The organism is Nonomuraea helvata (assembly GCF_039535785.1).
GTDB classification, from domain to species: domain Bacteria; phylum Actinomycetota; class Actinomycetes; order Streptosporangiales; family Streptosporangiaceae; genus Nonomuraea; species Nonomuraea helvata.
The window spans coordinates 714395-732067 of sequence record NZ_BAAAXV010000005.1; the positions used below are offsets into that span (position 1 = coordinate 714395).

A 17673-nucleotide genomic window follows, 5' to 3' on the forward strand; every position below is an offset into this window, starting at 1 on the left:
CTCCATCAGAAAGGCGGTGAAAGCCCATGCGTACGCTCCGGCTCGCGGGTGTCGGCGGGGTCCTGGCCTACCGGGCCCTGTTCAACTGGACGAGCCCGTCCCTGTTCATCGGCTCGCTGATGGCCGCTCCCGTGTTCCAGCTGCTGTTCTTCGTCTACCTCGGCCGGGAGATCGGCGTCGCCGACGACAACTTCTACGTCCTGGGCAACATTCTGCTGGCCTCCACCGGCGCCTGTGTGACCGGCGGGACGATGGCGATCGCGAACGAGCGGCGCTACGGCACGCTCGGTCCCCTGCTGCTGAGCCCGCGCAGCCGCCTCGTGCTCTGGGGCGGGCGGGCCCTGCCCTACGTCGGCAACGCCCTGCTGGTGATGACGTTCACGCTGGCCTGCGCCGCCCTGACGGTGGGTCTGCGGATGCCGGCCTCGCACATCCCGGGGCTGGTCCTCGCCCTGTTGGCGGCGAGCGTGTCCGGCACGGCGTTCGGCATGGTCATCGGCTCGATCGGACTGCGGGCCAGGAACACCATGGTCATGGCGAACATCGCCTACACCCTGCTCATCCTGCTGACCGGGACCATCGTCTCGCACGACACCCTTCCCGGCTGGATGGCCGCCATCGGAAGCGTGCTGCCGCTCACCTACGCCACCGAGGCGGTCCGTGCCTGCTCCGCCGGCGCGGACATGGCGGTCGTCCTCGGCCACATAGGCAAGGAGCTGGCCGTCTGCCTGTGCTACGCGGCCCTGGCCACCGCCTTGCTGAAGTACTTCGAGCGGAGCAGCCGCGCAGGCGCCTCGCTCGATGCGGTCTGACCGATAGATCTCACCTCACCATGGGAGCGCGACCATGACCTTCCAAGAGCCGACCTTGCAGCTGTCGCACGGCAGCGGCGGCGAATCCACTGAGCGGGGCCGCACCGAACTGCAGGAGGCCCGAGCCTCGCAGGACCTGCCCGACCACGCGGAACTCGTGAAGTCCTACCCGGAGTTCGCCGAGGCGACATGCACGTTCCTCAGCGGTTCCGTCACCCTGGGCTGGGGCAACGAGACCAGCGACATCGACGCCTTCATCATCACCCGCGAGCCGTTCGCGACGGAGACGAGCGACCTGCTCTTCATCGAGCAGCGGGTCTCCACGGTGGATCCGGTCGCCTGGATCGCGGTCGGGCAACTCGGCCCCTACAGGGCTGACATCGAGATCTGGCACGAGGCCCAGGTCGACGAGCTGGTCAAGCGCTTCGCGCGGACAGGCACCGGGCACTACCGCGGCTACAACGGCCCCTTCGGGGTGGCCGAGCGGGAGCTGTTCTACCGGCTCAGGGTCGGCGTCCCGCTGAGCGGCGAGGACTGGTGGCAGGAGAAGAAGGAGGCCATCCTCACCTCGGACTACCGGCTCTGGCTGGCGGAGGAGATCAAGAACTCCGTCGAGAACCGGCTGGAGGACGCCGTCGGCATGCTGAGCGCCGGGGATCACGAGTCGGCCGTGCTGGCCGGCTACGACGCCTTCACCAAGGCCCTGGCCGCGCTGCTGGCCACTTACGGCGACTTCTCCCAGCAGCCGAAGTGGCTCTACCGGCGGCTGCAGAAGTACACCCCCGACGAGATCACGGTCGAGGACGCGTGGAAGGTGCTCAGCAAGGCTGGCTGCTACGAGGCGCCGGGCAAGTGGGTGGAGAACGTCACCGACATCGCCGCCCGCCTCATCCTCGCGGTCGAACAGCGCATGAGCTGACGGGCCGCACCGTTGCGCGCAGCGAACCTCTGGGGAGCCATGCGGCTGCGTCTGGCCGTACTCGCGGGAAGGGCCTGCGCGGCCTACTTCCGGGCCGCCTCCCTGCCGGGGAGCGGAACGATAGCGGGCCGGGTGGTGCTGGCTCTCGCGCCGGACGCGCTCCTGCGGCTGACGGCCTCCCGGGCCGTGGTGCTGGTCAGCGGCACCAACGGGAAGACCACCACGACCAGGATGATCTGCGAGGCGCTTCGCGGGACCGGCCGGGTGGCCAGCAACGACACCGGCGCGAACATGCCCGCCGGGCTGGTCACAGCGCTGGTCCTGCAGCGGCGGACCGGCTACGCGGTGCTCGAAGTGGACGAGCGCTACCTGGCGCTCGCCTGCGCGCAGACCCGTCCGGCGGCTGTCGTCCTGCTCAACCTGAGCAGGGACCAGCTGGACAGGAACCCGGAGACGGCCCTCGTCGCCCGGGCGTGGCGGGAGATCCCGCACGGCCCGGCGACGAGGGTGGTGGCCAACTGCGATGACCCGAACGTCTACTGGGCAGCGGCGCGTTCTCCCCTGGTCACGTGGGTCTCGATGGGGGATGCCTGGCACGACGCGTGGTGGTGCCCGGCCTGCGGCCAGCCGCTGACCAGGGAGGCGTCCGGTACCTGGGCCTGTCTGGGCTGCGGGCTCGAACGTCCCGACCCTGACTGGCTGGCCGAGGGGCGCTGCGTGACCTGCGTGCGCACGGGCGAATCGTACAAGCCGGAGCTCAGGCTGCCGGGGCGGGTCAACGTCGCCAACGCCGCCATGGCCCTGGCCGTGGCCGCCTCGCTCGGGCAGCCCGTGGAGCCGACGGTGACCGCGCTGGAAGGCGTCGAGTCGATCGCCGGGCGCTACGGCGTCACGGAGATGTGCGGCAGGCGCGTCCGGCTGCTGCTGGCCAAGAATCCCGCGAGCTGGGCGGAGATCTTCCGCATGATCAAGCATTCGCCCGGGGTCCTGCTCGTGCTCAACGCCCGCGAGCTGGACGGCCAGGACACGTCCTGGATCTGGGACGTCGACTTCCGTGAGCTGGCGGGCCAGACGGTGCTGGTCACCGGGGAGCGCCGGCTGGATCTCGCGGTACGGCTGGACCTGGCCGAGGTCGAGTTCAAGCTCGTGTCCTCGCTGGAGGAGGCGTGCGCCCTTGCGCCGACCGGCCCGCTCGACGTCGTGGCGAACTACACCGCGTTCCTCGACCTGGTCAGGCGGTTCGGGCCGGGCTCCACTCGGACATGGTCCCGCCGGACTTGACTCCGCTGGGCCCGCCAGACGTAGCCTCGCTACGCCCGCCAGACGTAGCCCGCGAAGTCGCCCGTCGGGCCTTCCCGTCGGTAGGAGTACAGGTCGGCGGACTCGACGGTGCACCGGCCGTCGTGGCGCACGTCGCCTACCCCCGACCGGCTGAGCTGCCCGGCGACGGCGGCGCGGAGATCGACTCCGGGCGTGCCCCGCCGGGTCGTCCCCCACGCCTCCGGGACCGCCGCGGCCGTCACCTCCCGGATCTCCACGGACACCTCGTAACACAGGACGCAGGCAGCGGGCCCGATGAGCGCGGTCATCCGCGAGGGCACGGCGCCGCCCTTCTCCATGGCCGCCACCAGCGCGCTCACCACCCCGGCCGCGATCCCCATCCGACCGGCGTGCGCGGCTCCCACCAGGCCGGCCACCGGATCCGCCAGCAGCACGGGTGCGCAGTCGGCCACCAGGACGGCTATCGCCAGCCCGGCCCTGTCGGTCCAGGCGCCGTCAAGAGCGGGAGGCGTGTCGAGGAACGGCCCCGTGACGTGGCTGACGTCGGCGCCGTGCACCTGACGCAGGAACACCACCCGGTCCGGTGACAGACCGAAGCCGCGCGCCACGTCCGCGCGCCTCCGCCGCCTGACGGCGTCGGCCGCCCGTGTCCCCAGCCGCAGGACCTCCGCCGGGGAGAGGCTCACCCCCGCGTGCCGGTCGGTGAACGCCATCCGGACGCCGCCGGCGGTCAGCGTGATCATGGGGCGACCGGGTGGAAGGCGCCCCTGGGGCGGATCTTGGCGGCGGGCAGGCCGTCCTTGACCGCCGGACCGGCCGTCTCCACGAAGCCGAGGTCCTCCGAGATGCGCTGCGCTCCCTGGATGACCAGGCCGCGGAATGCCTGTCGCTGCTCGGCGCGCTCGGATCTGCGGGCGGGTGCCGCCAGCGTGACGCTGGCGCAGACCTTCCCCGTGGACATGCGGACCGGTGAGGAGACCGCCCACACTCCCCTGTCGAGCTCGTCGTCGCACGTGTCGTACCCGCGGGCACGGATGGCGGCCAGCCGTTCCATCACCTCGGGCGGGGTGCGCGGGGTCTCTTCCGTGAAGGGCGTGAGCGGGCGGGACTCCAGCAGTTGCAGCGTCAGCTGGTCGTCCAGGAAGGCCAGGATCGCGCGGGCGGCCGCGGCTGCGTGCAGCGGCATCTCCTGACCGATGCGTACGAAGAGCCGCAGCGGGTGCCGCCCCTCGACCAGCGCGGTGCACACGGCCCGGTCCTCGAAGATCTCGGTGAGGAACACGGTCTCACCGGACTGGTCGGCCAGAGCGCTCAGCTCGGGATGGGGTGGGACGAGCGACGGGTTGCGCTCGTTGCCATGCTCGATGAGCGCCCTGGCCTCGGCGCCCAGGAAGTACCGGCGGTTGGTGGGTGATCTGCTGAGGAACCGCTGCTCCTCCAGCACCGCGAGCAGACGGTGCATGCTGGCCAGCGGTATGTCCAGGGCCACGACCAGTTCCTGGAGGGTCATGCCCTCCTGTGACCGTGACACGGCCTGCAGCACGTTGAGAGCTCGGACGATCAGTTGCATCTTCTCGACGTCCCCGTTTCGTGTTCGTGTGATGTCACGACGCCCTCGCCGGTCACGCGGTGTCGGCGTGGACGCCCGCCTCCTGAGGGTCGGCATGCTGCCAGCCGCCGCGGGCCGCGCTCATTCTTAGGGCCAGCGGCGCCTGGCCGCTCTGGCGGCACGCCTCGGAGTTGCCCAGGTCCGCCCCGATCAGCTCCGCGGTGTCCAGGGCCAGATCGCGGATCCGCGCCCTGGTGCGTGAGCTGCCGACCTCCGACGCCGGCCCCGCCACGGAGATGGTGGCCACCAGGCGCTGCGCCGCGTCGCGAACCGGTGCCGACAGCGTCCAGATGCCCGGTTCCCACTCGTCGTAGCTGATGCCGTACCCGTGCTTCCTGGCCTCCTCGAGGTGACCCCACACCGCCTCGACCGAGACGGGGGTGCGCTCGGTGAAGTGGTGAAAGCGCCAGCCGCTCAGCAGGCGCCAGACCATCTGTTCGTCGAGATCGACCAGCAGCGTGCGGGCCGAGGTCGAGGCGTGCCACGGCAGCTTCTCGCCGACCTGCACCGTGGAGGAGACTCCGGCGCCGCGCGTGCCGGTCGGATCCAGGCGCAGGGTGCACACGGCCCGGCCGCCGTACTGCTCGGCCACGATGACAGGATGGCCGGCCGTCTGGGCGAGTTCCTGAAGGTGCCGGTAGGCGATGCCGATCAGAGCGGGACGCCTGGTGGCTCCGAGACCGATGTCGGCCGCGGACGGCCCGATGAAGTAGCGCCGGTTGCTCGGAGAGCGCACGATGAAGCCCTCTTCCTCAAGGGTGGGCAGCAGGCGGTGCACGCTCGCGATCGGCGCCGCGACGACCGCGGACAGGTCCTGGAGCGTGAGCCCGCGATTCGCTCTGGCGAGTGCTCCCATGGTCTTGAGTGCCCGTACGAGTGGTTGCACGATCTCGGCTCCGATCCAACAGTCAGGCGGGCTCCCGTTCTTCGTGGGCGACAGGGAGCTCGAATTATCGAGGCGGTCCGGCACATTAGCCAGATCAGGTCCATGGAAATGCGAGCGATCGCCAGGCGATTTCTATGCGGTGCAAAACAATGGATCGATCCGCTGACCCACGGCCAGTGGACGAGCACCTTTTCGCATGGCGGAAACCTCCCTTTCACTGCGGAAAGCCATGCTGCAACACGTCATCTCGCACGTCAAGGGGGAATCGCCACTATCCGACATGGAGCTGAAAATTCTCTTCATGACGGCACGCCGAGTACGCCGGACAAGTGACGGGGAGTTCCTTTCCGGATGCGGTATTAATTCGCCGGCAATACCGGCGGCCCGCCTACCCGGTGAACGGGCCGCCGGCCGCCATCCGGTCCAGCCACGTCGCGACGCCGTCATCGTCGTTGGACCCGGTCACCTCGGCGACCGCCGCGAGTACGTCCGGATGCGCGTTGGCCACCGCCACCGCGCGTCCCGCCCACAGCAGCATGGGGAGGTCGTTGGGCATGTCGCCGAAAGCGATCACGTCCCCGCTGCCGAACCCAGCCGCCAGCGCCAGCCGCTCGAGCGCCCGCGCCTTGGTCACCCCCCGCCGCATGACCTCGCAGAACAGGTTCGCCGAAATGGTGACCTCGAAGTCGGGCAGCAGGGCGCGGACCTCCGCGAAGTAGCCCCCGGCCACCCCGTCGAGCTGGACCATCAGCTTCCCCGCGCCCTGCAGGAGCAGCGTCTCCTCCAACCGTCTGACGCGCAGCGCGTGCCGGCACAACGTGAGCGGGAGGTCGAAGCGCTCCTCGAGCACCATCTCCAGGCCGTGTTCCGCGCCCATGCGGACCTCGGGGAAGCGGCCGCGCAGCGCCAGGAGCGCGGACGTCACGTCGGTGCGGACCAGCGGGACGTACTCGACCACTTCGCCCCGCGCGAAGTCGTAGACCACCGATCCGTTCCCGCAGACGGCCACGGAGCGGTTGCCAAGTGCCGCGGCCACCTTGCGCGTGTCCCGTACGGGCCGGGCCGTCGCGATCACGAACAGGTGCCCCGCCTCCTGGACGCGGCGGATCGCCGACCGGGTACGCGCCGACACCCGGCCAGAGGAGTCCAGCAGCGTCCCGTCCAAGTCACAGACGATCATCCGGCGCTTCACGCGTCATCCTCCCGACGGCCGGCGAAGGCGTACGGCGTTATGGTCCGACCTCTACGACCTTGCCCACCTCGGACTCGATGACGTCGATGGCCCCGGCTCTCAGCAGCCCGTCGATCATTTCTGGCAGCCCCTCGCGCAGGGCGAGCCCCTGCAGCACGAGCAGGTCGTCGTCGGCCAGGTCCACCCCCGCCCGCCAAGATCCGGCGGGCAGGTGCGGGCGCACCTCCCCCAGCCTGTGCCGGGGCGCCCGTACGGTCAGCAGGATACGCAGCGGCCCCCTGCTGGCGGCCACCAGCAGGCGCGCGATGCCGCGGATCCGGTCCCGCTTGCCCGCGTCGGCCCACGCGGCCGGGCTGGCGATCACCTGCGGGGTGCAGGTCCTGATCGTCTCCAGGATCCGCAGCCCGTTGTTCCTGAGCGAGGCGCCGGTCTCGACCACGTCGATCACGGCGTCGGCGAGTTCGGGGATCTTCGCCTCGGTGGCACCGTAGGAGGGCACCAGTTCCACGCGCGTCCCGGCGTCCCTGAAGAACCGGCGGGCCACGTTGAGGTACTCGCTGGCGACGCGGGTGCCGGGGCCGAGGTCCGCGACGCTGCTCGCCGGGTGCTCCTCGGGCACCGCCAGCACCAGCCGCCAGGGGGAATCGGTCACCTTGGCGTACGTGAAGGACTCCACGATCTCGACCTTGGCCGCGCAGTCCTCGATCCAGTCCGCGCCGGTCAGCCCGGCGTCGAACAGCCCGCTCTCCACCACCAGGGGGATCTCACGCGGCTTGTAGAAGGAGACCTGCCCGGTGTCCCCGTAGGTGATGGTGCCGCGGTAGGAATGATCGGACGGGCGTTGTATGCGCAGGCCGGCCCGGGCGAAGAGGTCAAGCGTGCGCTTCTCCAGCGAGGATCCTCTGGGCAGGGCAAGGGAGATCATGCGCGCTCCTCAGACGTACAACAGCCGATCGATGCCGGCGACCGGCGGGGGCAGGGGCTGGGCGGGCCTGATCTCGATCTCACCGACCACCAGGTCGCCGGGTACCCCGTCGATGATCGCGCCGACGCAGGCGGCGACCGAGGCGGTGGCCATCTTGTACGCGGCCTCGTCGCCGTCAAGGTTGGCGATGGCCCCCGGCGACACGAGGCATGCGCGCACGCCGTGCTTGCGCTCCTCCAGGAGGAGAGTCTCCACGAAAGCCTTCATCGCCGCCTTGGTCGCGCTGTATGCGGCGCCGCCCTCGAAGTAGTGGGTGCCGGCATGGCTGCCCATGAACACGAACTGGCCCCGGGCGGCGCGGATGGCGGGCAGCAGGGCCTTGGTCAAGTGGAAGCTCGCGCTCAGGTTCACCGCCATCAGCCGGTCCCAGTCGGGTTCCCGCAGCGACGCGATCGGGTCCCATACACGATCGACCGCGTTCGAGACGCAGACGTCGACCCGGCCGGCCTCGCTCACCGCCCGGCCGACGCCGCTCCTGATCTGCGCGGGGTCCGTCAGGTCGCACGCGTACTCCGTGAGCCAGTCCTCCCCGAGGAGGGTCCGGCCCAGCGCGAAGACACGATAGCCCCGCCGGTGCAGTTCCTCCGCGATGCTCTTCCCGCTGCCCCGGTTGACACCCGTGACCAGCGCGACCGGCGCCTCATCCGAGCTCATCGAACAACTTCCGCCACGCTGTGGTGATCTCCGTGTGCGTGGCGCCTCCCCGGAAGAGGTCCTTGTCCAGGGCGGATCCGTCGGGATGACGCAGCCGCATGCAATCCTGCGAAACCTCCGAGATGAGCACCGGCTCCCCCTCGGGGGTGAGGCCGAAGATCAGGCAGAAGTCCCATAGCTCGACGGGGCTCAGCCAGGCCGTCAGCGTGTCGTTGACCACCAGCGCGAGCCTGCTCAGCTCGTCGACCGGCAGCTTCAGCGCGCGCAGGTAGCTCTCGGCGATCGGCTGGTCCTCGGGATCGGTCCGGTAGTCGAACTTCACCACCGGAGCGGGAAGGACCTGCTCGGCCTCGAAGAGACCGGGATACTTGCGCAGCGTGGAGCCGACGGCGCGGTTCTTGACGACCACCTCGAAGGGCGGGGCGGGGTGGTACTCGGCCAGGTAGGAGGTGGGTGCGAGCCGCCGCACGAAAGCCGTCCGCACGCCGTTCCGGCCGAGCCGGGCGGCCGCCCGCTCGTAGAAGTCGAGCCTGAGCGGACCGGTCTCGGTGACGACCTCGTCACGCGCGTAGGTGAAGCTGCGCAGGGTGGGGACGAGTTCCACCAGACACAGCCCGCCGTCCAGCAGCCACAGTTTCTTGCTTCGCCCCTCGATATCAGGAGCTCTTTCGTGGCGAATGCCGAGAATCCGCTCGTCAGCCTGGGTTTTCAAAACTTCACATCCTTAAAATCACCTCATCGTTCAACAACTGCATTCTCAGAAGGCTGTCTGACTCCGGCAAGTAAACGAAAGTGGTAGCCGTTGGTATACCTCGCCCGCAGCGCAGGGGCAGGCATATCATGCACCGAACTTCAGACGCCTTTCTTCCATCGGGTGAAAACCACATGCGTGCCGCCAGTCTGCAATTGCTCCCCGCCGTCGACATCCAGGGCGGCCGGGCCGTCCGCCTCGTGCAGGGCCGCTCCGGCACCCAGACCTCCTACGGCTCGCCCGTCGAGGCCGCCCTGTCCTGGCAGCGGTCGGGCGCCGAGTGGCTGCACGTGGTGGATCTCGACGCGGCCTTCGGTGCCGGCGACAACCATGCGCTGGTCGCCGAGCTGATCCAGGCCGTGGACGTGCGGGTGGAGCTGTGCGGCGGCATCCGCGACGACCGCACGCTGGCCCGTGCCCTCGGCACCGGCTGCGCCCGCATCAACCTCGGCACGGCGGCGCTGGAGACCCCCGGCTGGATCGCCGCGGCCATCGCCGAGCACGGCGACAGGATCGCCGTCAGCCTCGACGTCCGCGGCACCACGCTGCACCGTCGCGGCTGGACCCGCGGCGGGGGCGACCTGTTCGACACGCTGGCCCGCCTCGACGCCGCCGGTTGCGCACGGTACGTCGTCACCGATATCACCAGGGACGGCACCATGCGCGGCCCTAACGTGCCCTTGCTGCAAAGCGTCTGCGCGGCCACCGGAAAACCGGTGGTGGCGGCCGGCGGCGTCTCTTCGCTGAACGACCTGCGCGCGATCACGGCCCTCCTGCCCATGGGCCTGGAGGGCGTCATCGTCGGCAAGGCGCTTTACGCCGGCGCGTTCACCGTGCCCGAAGCCCTGGAACTGCTGAACGACCCCGGCCACGTGCCGGATTCCGCCATGAGTCAACAGATATGAGAGAAACCAGCGCCGCCTTTTAAGAAAGGACCATTTCCCATGGAAGTATCCCCGATGCCCCTCAGCGGCCTGATCCCGTCGATCGGCGCCGACACCGCGGAGCAAGACATGCCCGCCGCCGCTCAGCGCATCGCGACCCAGCTCATCGACTGGGGGTTCATGGCGGTCGAGGTTCCCGGGATCGGGGCGAAGGTCCAGAAGATGATGAACGACTTCGCCGCCGCGTGCCTGTCCGAGCAGCCCGCGCTCGCGGACTATGAGTTCTCGCGCGTCCCGCAGATCTCCAACGGCGGCACCCATGGCTTCTTCCCCTATCACTCGGAGGTGCCGCGCCTGGCCAACGGCGTGCCCGACCCGAAGGAGTTCATCCACGTGAGCGGCGCCATGCTGGACGACCGTCCGGCCGGCGCGGACTCGGTGCTGCGGGTCTTCCCCGAGTTCGGGGCCAGCGCCCGCGAGGTCTTCGAGATCGCCTTCCGACTCATCTCGCTCTTCGGCGAAGTCATCCGGGGGATCATGCCGGACGGCACGCCCAGCTTCGGCCTCGCGCGGGACGCCACCAACCTGCGGGTCATCTACTACCGTGACGTCAACGGCCGCGAGGTGCTGGCGCACGAGCACTCCGGCATCCAGATGCTCGGCCTGCAACTCCCCCCTGGCGACCAGGGCCTGCAGTACGTGCTGCACGACGGCACCTGGGTGGAGCCGGTGATCGCCAAGACGGACGTCGTCCTGTGCAACATCGGCCGCATGCTGTCCATGGCCTCCTCGGGCCAGTTCCGGCCTTCGACGCACCGGGTGCACTGCTCGGACACCGAGGGCGGCTACACGCGGCTGTCCTCCGTCATGTTCGCCTACCCGCCGCACAAGGCCCCGCAGTGGCAGATGGTCGACGGCGAGCTCACGACGCTGGACGAGACCTGGGGCGACTTCATCGCCAACCGTTTCAAGGGGCTGGGCGGTGACGCGCCACAGGCCGCCACGCTTCCCGTCTAGCCCTTCCGGAGAGAAAGAGCTTGATCATGCTGAGCACGTACCGGGACTGCCTGAGCTCTCCCCATGCCAAGTACCTGTTCGCGACCAACCTGCTGGGCCGCCTTCCCCAGGGGATGGCGCCCCTGGCCATCGCCCTGTACCTGCGGTCGCAACACCTGGGCTTCGGCACGGTGGGCGTCATCACCGCGCTCTACGGCCTGTCCATGGCCGTGGGAGGACCGCTGCTCGGCCGGGCCGTCGACAAGTACGGGCAGGTTCGCGTGCTGTGTTGGAGCGCCATCGGCTCGGGCGCCGGCTTCCTGTCGCTGGCCTGGTCGGGGGACGGCGGCATCGGCGTGGCCGCGCCGTCGGCCATCCTCGCGGGACTGCTGTCCCCTCCGCTGGAGCCGTCCCTGCGGGCGCTGTGGCCGAGCGTGCTGCGTGACCGGCGGGCCCTCGGCGCCGCCTACGCCCTGGACGCCTCGCTGCAAGAGGTGATCTTCATGGCGGGGCCGCTCCTGGTGGTGCTGGTCTCCTCGCTGGCGGACCCGACCGCCGGGCTCGTCGTCACCACCGCCGCCATGATCGCCGGGACGCTGGGCTTCGTGCTGCCCGAGCCGGTACAGGCGTGGCGGGCCGAGCCGCGCCATCCCGACTGGGCCGGCCCGCTGCGTTCAGGACGGTTCCGCCGACTGCTGGTCAGCATGCTCTTCGTGGGCGGTTCCCTGGGCGCGCTCAACATCTCATCGGTCGTCTACCAGGAGCACGTCGGGAACGCCGGCATGTCCGGAATCCTGCTCGGCGTCAACGCCGCGGGCGCACTGCTGGGCGGGCTCTACTACGGCGCCCGCCAGTGGCGGATCAGTCCCCCGCGGCAGCTGACGCTCCTGCTCGCCGGTATGGCCGTGTGCTACCTGCCGATGGCCCTGGTGCCGCCTCCCGTGGTGGCGGGCGTGCTGGTCTTCTGCGCGGGGCTCTTCCTGTCGCCGGTGCTGGCATGCGCCTTTACCATCATCGGCGAGCTGGCCCCGAAGGGCACGGCCACCGAGGCATTCGCCTGGATGATCACCGCCATCCTCGCCGGGAACGCCCTCGGCTCCTCGTCTGCTGGCTGGGCCGGGCAGCACTTCGGGCTCTGGGCCTCGTTCCTGGTGCTCGGCATCGCGGGCATCGCCTCGACGCTCGTGTTCGCCCCCCTCCTGCAGAACACCGCGCAACCCCGCGCGGGGCTCGAGGCCGCCGAGGAGACCGGCCTCTGAACCGTTGACCCATCCAAGCACTTGGGAGGACCCGTACGTGAATGTGGCACTGATAGGAACGAGGCGCGGCGGAGTGCACGCGAGATGGCTGGCCGCCTGCCCGGAGTTCCCGGTGGTGGCCGTGGCCTGCGCCGGGGACGTGGCGGCCGCCCGCGCCCTGGTCATGGAGCATCACCCGCGGGCTCGGATCACCACGGACGCCCTTTCGCTCGTCCGGCAGGGCGGGATCGACATGGTGGTGGTGGCGTCTCCGACCGACGCCCACTACGGCGTGGTCGACGAGGCCCTGCGGCGCGGGCTCTTGGTGGTGTGCGAGACCCCGCTGGCCCCGGACGTCTCCGCCGCCAGGAAGCTCGCCGACCTCGCGGCCTCGACGCCAGGACAGGGTGTGGTCCCGTTCCAGTGGCGGGAGAGCCCGGCGCTGCGATGGGCCCGCGCCTCCCTCGCCGAGGCGGAGACGGGCGAGCTGCTGACCGTGACGATCGACCTGCACGACGACTCGCACGTGGGCCCGCGCACCCCGTGGCCCTGGCGGCAGCAGCTCAGGACGGCGGGCGGCGGCGCCCTCGCCGACCTCGGCGTGCACGCCTTCGACCTGCTGCCCTGGCTGACCGGCCTGGACCTGTGGGAGGTGACCTCGTCCTGGACTCACCGGACCCTGGATCTCCGCTCGGCCGCGGCCGGGCCGGTGGGCGTGGACGTGGACGACGTGGCCCAGGCGGAGCTGCGCCCGTTCGGCTCCCCGGCGCGGGCCCGGGTCATGGTCTCGCGGATCACTCCGGGGCGACGACAGCTGCGGCTGACCGCTCTCGGCACGCGAGGGCGGCTGGAGGTGACGGTGAACGCCGGCGACGGCTCCGGCGTCATGACGCTGGACACGGGCGCCAGGTCCAGGCAGAAGCTCTTCGACCCGCACCCCATGAACCCCTACCGGCGCCTTGCCGACGATCTGACGGTCAGGTCGTCCGCCAGTTCGGTTGCGAGCTTCGACGACGGCCTCGCGGCTCTCCACCTCGTCGAGGTGGTCCTGGCCGGGAGCAGGACGGAATCGTTGCTGGGACCCGCGGACCAGTGACCCAGGATCACGCCTCGGCGGCGGCGCTGAACAGTTCCGGTCTGGTGAACTTCAGCGCCGCCTCCGTGCGGTTCGAGCAGTCGAGCTTCAGCAGGAGATTGGAGACGTGCCGCTTCACTCCGTGGATGGAGATGCCGAGCGTGGTCGCGATCTGCTGGTTGCTGCGCCCCTGGGCGAGCAGCCGGAGGACGACGCGCTCCCGTTCCGTCAGCCGGTCGAGCTCGCGACTGCGCGGTGGGACGCCGTGCGGCGCCGGGTCGGACCCCGGTTCGGCTCCCCAGTCGGTGACGGGCTCGGTCATGAGCTGCAGGAAGGTGTCACCCAGCAGGGACGCGGTGATCCCCTGCTCCGGGATCCAGGCGTCTGGGTTCCTGCCGGAACCGTTCTGGGCCGCCAGCTCCTCTCCGTAGGGCGCGCTCAGCACGAGTTTCGTGCCCCTGCCCTTCGCCAGCGACGCCAGCCCGCGCGTGTACATGCGCTTCGGCAGAACGCCCACGTCGGGCCGGTACTCCGAGATCAGCCGCTCGAACGCCAGCAGGTCCCGGCAGAGCCGGTGCGAGCCGACCATCGTCATCCGGTCGAGCAGGGGCGGCAGCACATAGAGGGCGACCTCGTCCTCCACCAGCCAGAGCACCCGGCACCGGCACCCGGCCACGTGGGACGGCTGGTACGTGTGGCTATCGATCATCGTCACCTCAGCGACCTCACATGCTTCATCAGTGCCTCGACGCGTCCCTCGTCCACCGGGTTGCCGGCCAGCCCGTCGATCTTGAAGTGGCTGCCGACGATGAACCCGTCGGCCCGCTCGTACATAGCCGACAGGTTGTCCTGGGTGACCCCGCTGCCGACCAGCAGCGGAAGGCGGGTGGTGCGCCGCGCAAGGTCGAGGTCGTCGACGCTCGTCCCAACGCCGGTCAGCTCGCCCGACACGATGACGCCGTCCGCGAGGCCCGACAGGTCCCTGATCTCGGTCGCCAGGTCGGGGTAGGCGAAGGGCTGGGAGTGTTTGACGCCCGCGTCGGCGAAAACTGCCACGTCGGCGCGTAACGCCTGCCTGAGGCGGAGCGTGCGGTGGCTGTCGCCGGTCAGGATGCCCTGCGCGGCGAAGGCGGCGCCGATGTGCACGTTGACGCGGATGAACGCGGCGCCGGTGCAGGCCGCCACGGCCATCGCCGCCGACGCGTCGTTGCGCAGGACGGCGACCCCGACGGGGCGGCAGGACATGCGGACGATCTCGCGGGTGACGCCGGCCATCGTCGCCGTCGTCTCTGGGGGCACCGACTGCGGATGCCACGGGAAGTCCCGGGCGTTCTCCACGATCAGCGCGTCGACGCCGTGGCGGAGGAAGATCTCCGCCTCGCACACGGCCGTCTCGTAGACGCGCCGGAGGTCGCCGTCGTACCGGGGCGAGCCCGGCGTCGGCAACAGGTGCACGCAGGCGATGACCGCCTTGTCAGGCAGGGTGAGCGGCATGTCGCGCTCCTAGGGTCACTCGTGGTCGATGAGGAGCCTGCGGAAGATCTCGGTCGCGGCGGCGAGCTCACGGGTGTCGATGACTTCGACCTGTCCGTGAGAGTAGGCCGCGTCGCCGGGGCCGAAGACCAGGCTGGAATCGCAGATCTTGGCGAGCACGCCCGCCTCACTGCCGTAACAGAAGCCCTCCGGCTCGCAGGCGCCCGCCACCTGCTTGACGTGGTCGAAGAAGCCGGCCACCACCGGGGTGTCCACCAGGCACTGGTTGGCGGGCGAGAGGAAGGAGGGCGGGTCGGCGGCGAAGTCGATCTCGCCGGCCAGGCGGCGCAGGCCGTTCTCCAGCTCTACCGCGAAGCTCCCCGCGCTGGTCCCCGGCAGGAACCTGGCGTCGAACCAGAGCGTGACCTCGCCGGCCCCAAGGTTCATGCCGCCGTCGCTCCGGGCCTTCGTCACGGTCATGGTGGGCACGCCGAGGACAGGGTGCGAGGGGCCTCGCCGGTAGTCCTCGTTGAGCCTGCGCACGGCCTTGACGAGCCCGGCCGCTGCGTCGATCGCGGTGCCGTCCTTGGGGTAGGCGGCGTGGCAGCGCTCGCCCCGCACGCGCAACGAGCCGCGGACGATGCCCTTCTGCGCGGTGATCGGCACCAGGCCGGTGGGCTCCCCGGTGATGGCCAGGCTGGGGCGCATGGCATGTGTGACCAGCCGGCGGGCGCCGAGCAGGAGGCACTCCTCGTCGACGGTGGCCGCCAGGTACGCCTCCCGCCGCACGGGAGACCGCGCCGCCGCCAGGAAGGCGGTGATCATGGCCGCGAGGGAGCCCTTCGCGTCGGCGCTGCCCCTTCCGTACAGCAGGTCTCCCTCGCGTACGGGCTCGTAACCGGAGCGCGGCCCGCCCGCCGGATAGGTGTCGAGGTGGCCGACCAGCAGGATCACCGCGTCGTCGGCGCCGCCCGCGCGGGGCAGGTGCCCGATGACGTTGCAGCGCCCGTCCTCGACCTCCTGCAGTTCTGTCTCGATGCCGGCGGCACGCAGGTGGTCCGCGACGAACGCGGCCGCCTCCCGCTCGCCGTCGCCGGGCGCCGCGCCGGGCAGCAGCGGGTTCACGCTGCGGATGGCGATCAGCCGGGTCAGTAGGTCACTCGCGTCAAGCATGGCGGTCCCCCTGATGAACGGCGGGGAGAGCGGCGGTGAGGTGGGCCAGCATCGCCTTCGTCACCTCATCGGGTCCGAGGGATCCGTCGATGGGGATCAGCCGGTCGCCCAGCCGCTCATAGGTACGCGTGATCGACTCGATCTTGTCGGCCGACTTCTCCTCGTGCTTCAGGTTGTCCCCGTCGCGGGCCCTGAGCCTGCGTACCAGCTCCTCGGTCGGCACCTGGAGGCTGAAGGCGTAGTCGGGGCGCGGGATGCCGCTGTTGATCCGCACGAGGAAGTCGAAGTCCACGCCACGGTGTACGAAGACGCCGAAGGTCGCGTACACGTAGCGGTCGCACAGGACGACCGCGCCCCTGGCGAGGGCGGGGTCGATCACGTTCATGACGTGCCGGCGGCGGTCGGCCGCCGCGAGCAGGGCCAGCACGTGCGCCGTCTCCACCGCGCCGCCCTGGTCGTGGAAGGTCTGCACCTCCGACAGGCCGCGGTACCAGTCGGTCGGCTGCCGAGTCTCGACGACCTCGCGCCCACGGGCGCGGAAGACCTCGGCCAGCCGCTCGATCTGGGTGGTCTTGCCGGAGCCGTCGAATCCGACGACGGAGATCAGCAGCCCGGCGTCGGTACGGGCCGGGCGGAAGAGGCGATCGAGTGCGGCTGGGTCAACCATGAGTCTCACTTTCGCGGCTGCTCTGGAACTCGGCGAAGACGGTGAGCCCGGTGTCCGAGAAGATCCGCCGGGCGTGTGGAGCGATCAGTTCGAGGTCCGCGGCGTGCCGCTTGGCGGTGGTGGCCAGCAGTTCACGCAGGTCCGCGCTCTCGTCGCGCGAGGTAGGCCCCTGCTCAAGGATCGCCCGGTAGACCTGGGTCTCCATGTGCTCGGTGTAGAGACCGTGAAAGGCGTCGTAGACCGTCCGCGGATCGTCCCGGCCTGCCCACTCCGCGAGCGGCGTCTCCGGATCGACGAGGAAGAAGTCGGCCCGCCGCAGCGTCGCCTCGCTGAAGACGACATGGCCGCCCTGGTGCGTGAGCTGCTCGACGAAGTAGGCGGCGGTGGTCTGCCGCGGCACGTTCAGGAAGATCATTCCGTGCATGCCGAGCGCGGCGAAGGACTCCGCGTGCGGATGCCGGAACAGGAGCACGCCGCGCAGGCTCTCCACCAGCCAAACGTGGAACTCGGGGCGCACGACCGCGATGAGGTCCAGGGCGCGGGTGATCGGCCCCTGGTAGCGTCGCGGGTCGTCCACCAGGACGAGCTCCTGCGCGTCGTCCATGTGGTCGGCCAGGAACCGGCCGAGCATGGGGTCCAGCCACCCCACGATCTCCATGCCGGCGGCGAACGCGCTCGGCCGCAGAGCGCAGGTGCGCGACTCGCCGCCGGCGTCCCGGACCACGAAGGCGCGAGCGGCCTCGTCGCGGCGCAGGCGCACCTCGGCGCCAGGTAACCCGGTGGCGAGCGTGCCAACGCCGGGCAGGCTCAGCACCCCCGCGGCGTCAGTCCTGGCCACGATCACCGCGGGCCGCTCCGCCAGGCCGCCGTAGAGCAGCTGCGCGAGCGTCATGCTCTCGAAGCCCGGCCTGACCAGCTGCGAATAGAGCCGGGGCTCGTGGAACGCGCCGGGCGGCACGTCGCCCAGCTCGCCCGCGGCGTCGCCGGGCACCGCCTGGGAGGCCAGGATCCGCATCGCCTCAGCCAGCTCGGCTCTGCCCGCGAGCCGTCTCTCCCCGAGAATCATTTCAAGAGACAC

Annotated in this window: 19 protein-coding genes; 7 read left to right on the forward strand and 12 right to left on the reverse strand. The window is 70.4% G+C overall.

Features of this window, described 5'->3' with window-relative positions:
• Nucleotides 1-26: 26 nt before the first annotated feature.
• The 3 genes from ABD830_RS22655 to ABD830_RS22665 are packed head-to-tail and all read left to right on the forward strand — an operon-like array spanning nt 27 to nt 3012.
• Entirely contained in the window at nt 27-812 is a 786-nt protein-coding gene (locus ABD830_RS22655; protein WP_344990567.1) for an ABC transporter permease, read from the forward strand.
• Between the two features lie 34 nt (nt 813-846).
• Nucleotides 847-1731: a hypothetical protein gene (locus tag ABD830_RS22660; protein ID WP_344990569.1), complete on the forward strand. Its 885-nt coding sequence runs from the start codon at nt 847-849 to the stop codon at nt 1729-1731.
• Nucleotides 1732-1770: 39 nt separating this feature from the next.
• On the forward strand, nt 1771-3012 hold the full coding sequence (locus tag ABD830_RS22665) for a MurT ligase domain-containing protein (RefSeq protein WP_344990571.1): 1242 nt from the start codon (nt 1771-1773) through the stop codon (nt 3010-3012).
• A 29-nt stretch (nt 3013-3041) separates the two neighbouring features.
• Here the strand turns inward: ABD830_RS22665 and ABD830_RS22670 are convergent, their stop codons facing one another.
• The 7 genes from ABD830_RS22670 to ABD830_RS22700 form a co-directional block, all read right to left on the reverse strand.
• Nucleotides 3042-3755: a purine nucleoside phosphorylase YfiH/LACC1 family protein gene (locus ABD830_RS22670; RefSeq protein ID WP_344990572.1), complete on the reverse strand. Its 714-nt coding sequence runs from the start codon at nt 3753-3755 to the stop codon at nt 3042-3044.
• Nucleotides 3752-4582: an IclR family transcriptional regulator gene (locus ABD830_RS22675; protein WP_344990573.1), complete on the reverse strand. Its 831-nt coding sequence runs from the start codon at nt 4580-4582 to the stop codon at nt 3752-3754. Before ABD830_RS22675 ends, ABD830_RS22670 begins: the two co-directional genes overlap by 4 nt.
• A gap of 52 nt (nt 4583-4634) precedes the next feature.
• Nucleotides 4635-5507, reverse strand: a complete 873-nt coding sequence (locus ABD830_RS22680) for an IclR family transcriptional regulator (protein ID WP_344990575.1) — start codon at nt 5505-5507, stop codon at nt 4635-4637.
• Between the two features lie 388 nt (nt 5508-5895).
• Nucleotides 5896-6699: an HAD family hydrolase gene (locus ABD830_RS22685; protein WP_344990577.1), complete on the reverse strand. Its 804-nt coding sequence runs from the start codon at nt 6697-6699 to the stop codon at nt 5896-5898.
• A 37-nt stretch (nt 6700-6736) separates the two neighbouring features.
• Nucleotides 6737-7624, reverse strand: a complete 888-nt coding sequence (gene hisG / locus ABD830_RS22690) for an ATP phosphoribosyltransferase (RefSeq protein ID WP_344990579.1) — start codon at nt 7622-7624, stop codon at nt 6737-6739.
• A gap of 9 nt (nt 7625-7633) precedes the next feature.
• The gene (locus ABD830_RS22695; RefSeq protein WP_344990582.1) at nt 7634-8338 is read right to left on the reverse strand and encodes an SDR family oxidoreductase; all 705 of its coding nucleotides are present in this window, start codon (nt 8336-8338) and stop codon (nt 7634-7636) included.
• Nucleotides 8325-9050, reverse strand: coding sequence for a phosphoribosylaminoimidazolesuccinocarboxamide synthase (locus ABD830_RS22700; protein WP_344990585.1), 726 nt, complete (start codon nt 9048-9050; stop codon nt 8325-8327). Before ABD830_RS22700 ends, ABD830_RS22695 begins: the two co-directional genes overlap by 14 nt.
• Nucleotides 9051-9223: 173 nt before the next feature.
• On the opposite strand from ABD830_RS22700, the gene priA reads away from it, so the two are divergent.
• Genes priA through ABD830_RS22720 form a run of 4 tightly spaced genes read left to right on the forward strand, consistent with a single transcriptional unit; the run spans nt 9224 to nt 13303 of the window.
• Nucleotides 9224-9994 (forward strand): bifunctional 1-(5-phosphoribosyl)-5-((5-phosphoribosylamino)methylideneamino)imidazole-4-carboxamide isomerase/phosphoribosylanthranilate isomerase PriA, encoded by a 771-nt coding sequence (gene priA, locus ABD830_RS22705; RefSeq protein ID WP_344990588.1) that lies wholly within the window; start codon nt 9224-9226, stop codon nt 9992-9994.
• Between the two features lie 39 nt (nt 9995-10033).
• Nucleotides 10034-10990 (forward strand): 2OG-Fe(II) oxygenase family protein, encoded by a 957-nt coding sequence (locus ABD830_RS22710; RefSeq protein WP_344990591.1) that lies wholly within the window; start codon nt 10034-10036, stop codon nt 10988-10990.
• A gap of 26 nt (nt 10991-11016) precedes the next feature.
• Nucleotides 11017-12228 carry an MFS transporter gene (locus tag ABD830_RS22715; RefSeq protein WP_344990593.1) on the forward strand — a complete coding sequence of 404 codons (1212 nt, stop codon included), beginning with the start codon at nt 11017-11019 and terminating at the stop codon, nt 12226-12228.
• 43 nt (nt 12229-12271) lie between these two features.
• A complete protein-coding gene (locus ABD830_RS22720; RefSeq protein ID WP_344992973.1) occupies nt 12272-13303 on the forward strand; it encodes a Gfo/Idh/MocA family protein in 1032 nt (343 codons plus the stop codon).
• 7 nt (nt 13304-13310) lie between these two features.
• Here ABD830_RS22720 and ABD830_RS22725 read toward each other — a convergent pair whose 3' ends face one another.
• Genes ABD830_RS22725 through ABD830_RS22745 form a run of 5 tightly spaced genes read right to left on the reverse strand, consistent with a single transcriptional unit; the run spans nt 13311 to nt 17673 of the window.
• Nucleotides 13311-13991, reverse strand: coding sequence for a response regulator transcription factor (locus ABD830_RS22725; RefSeq protein WP_344992976.1), 681 nt, complete (start codon nt 13989-13991; stop codon nt 13311-13313).
• 2 nt (nt 13992-13993) lie between these two features.
• Nucleotides 13994-14776: a BtpA/SgcQ family protein gene (locus ABD830_RS22730; protein WP_344990595.1), complete on the reverse strand. Its 783-nt coding sequence runs from the start codon at nt 14774-14776 to the stop codon at nt 13994-13996.
• 15 nt (nt 14777-14791) lie between these two features.
• A complete protein-coding gene (locus ABD830_RS22735) occupies nt 14792-15928 on the reverse strand; it encodes a M20 family metallopeptidase (RefSeq protein WP_344990598.1) in 1137 nt (378 codons plus the stop codon).
• The gene (tmk, locus tag ABD830_RS22740) at nt 15921-16595 is read right to left on the reverse strand and encodes a dTMP kinase (RefSeq protein ID WP_344990601.1); all 675 of its coding nucleotides are present in this window, start codon (nt 16593-16595) and stop codon (nt 15921-15923) included. The genes ABD830_RS22735 and tmk overlap by 8 nt, the downstream gene beginning before the upstream one ends.
• On the reverse strand, nt 16588-17673 hold the full coding sequence (locus ABD830_RS22745; protein ID WP_344990604.1) for a hypothetical protein: 1086 nt from the start codon (nt 17671-17673) through the stop codon (nt 16588-16590). Before ABD830_RS22745 ends, tmk begins: the two co-directional genes overlap by 8 nt.

Excerpts from the sequence above, each read along its gene's own strand:
- tmk (WP_344990601.1), bottom strand. The coding sequence starts at position 16,595 with ATGGTTGACCCAGCCGCACTCGATCGCCTCTTCCGCCCGGCCCGTACC.
- priA (WP_344990588.1), top strand. The coding sequence starts at position 9,224 with ATGCGTGCCGCCAGTCTGCAATTGCTCCCCGCCGTCGACATCCAGGGC.
- ABD830_RS22655 (WP_344990567.1), top strand. The coding sequence starts at position 27 with ATGCGTACGCTCCGGCTCGCGGGTGTCGGCGGGGTCCTGGCCTACCGG.
- ABD830_RS22695 (WP_344990582.1), bottom strand. The coding sequence starts at position 8,338 with ATGAGCTCGGATGAGGCGCCGGTCGCGCTGGTCACGGGTGTCAACCGG.
- ABD830_RS22670 (WP_344990572.1), bottom strand. The coding sequence starts at position 3,755 with ATGATCACGCTGACCGCCGGCGGCGTCCGGATGGCGTTCACCGACCGG.
- ABD830_RS22715 (WP_344990593.1), top strand. The coding sequence starts at position 11,017 with ATGCTGAGCACGTACCGGGACTGCCTGAGCTCTCCCCATGCCAAGTAC.
- ABD830_RS22665 (WP_344990571.1), top strand. The coding sequence starts at position 1,771 with ATGCGGCTGCGTCTGGCCGTACTCGCGGGAAGGGCCTGCGCGGCCTAC.
- ABD830_RS22725 (WP_344992976.1), bottom strand. The coding sequence starts at position 13,991 with ATGATCGATAGCCACACGTACCAGCCGTCCCACGTGGCCGGGTGCCGG.
- ABD830_RS22730 (WP_344990595.1), bottom strand. The coding sequence starts at position 14,776 with ATGCCGCTCACCCTGCCTGACAAGGCGGTCATCGCCTGCGTGCACCTG.
- ABD830_RS22735 (WP_344990598.1), bottom strand. The coding sequence starts at position 15,928 with ATGCTTGACGCGAGTGACCTACTGACCCGGCTGATCGCCATCCGCAGC.
- ABD830_RS22660 (WP_344990569.1), top strand. The coding sequence starts at position 847 with ATGACCTTCCAAGAGCCGACCTTGCAGCTGTCGCACGGCAGCGGCGGC.
- hisG (WP_344990579.1), bottom strand. The coding sequence starts at position 7,624 with ATGATCTCCCTTGCCCTGCCCAGAGGATCCTCGCTGGAGAAGCGCACG.
- ABD830_RS22710 (WP_344990591.1), top strand. The coding sequence starts at position 10,034 with ATGGAAGTATCCCCGATGCCCCTCAGCGGCCTGATCCCGTCGATCGGC.
- ABD830_RS22675 (WP_344990573.1), bottom strand. The coding sequence starts at position 4,582 with ATGCAACTGATCGTCCGAGCTCTCAACGTGCTGCAGGCCGTGTCACGG.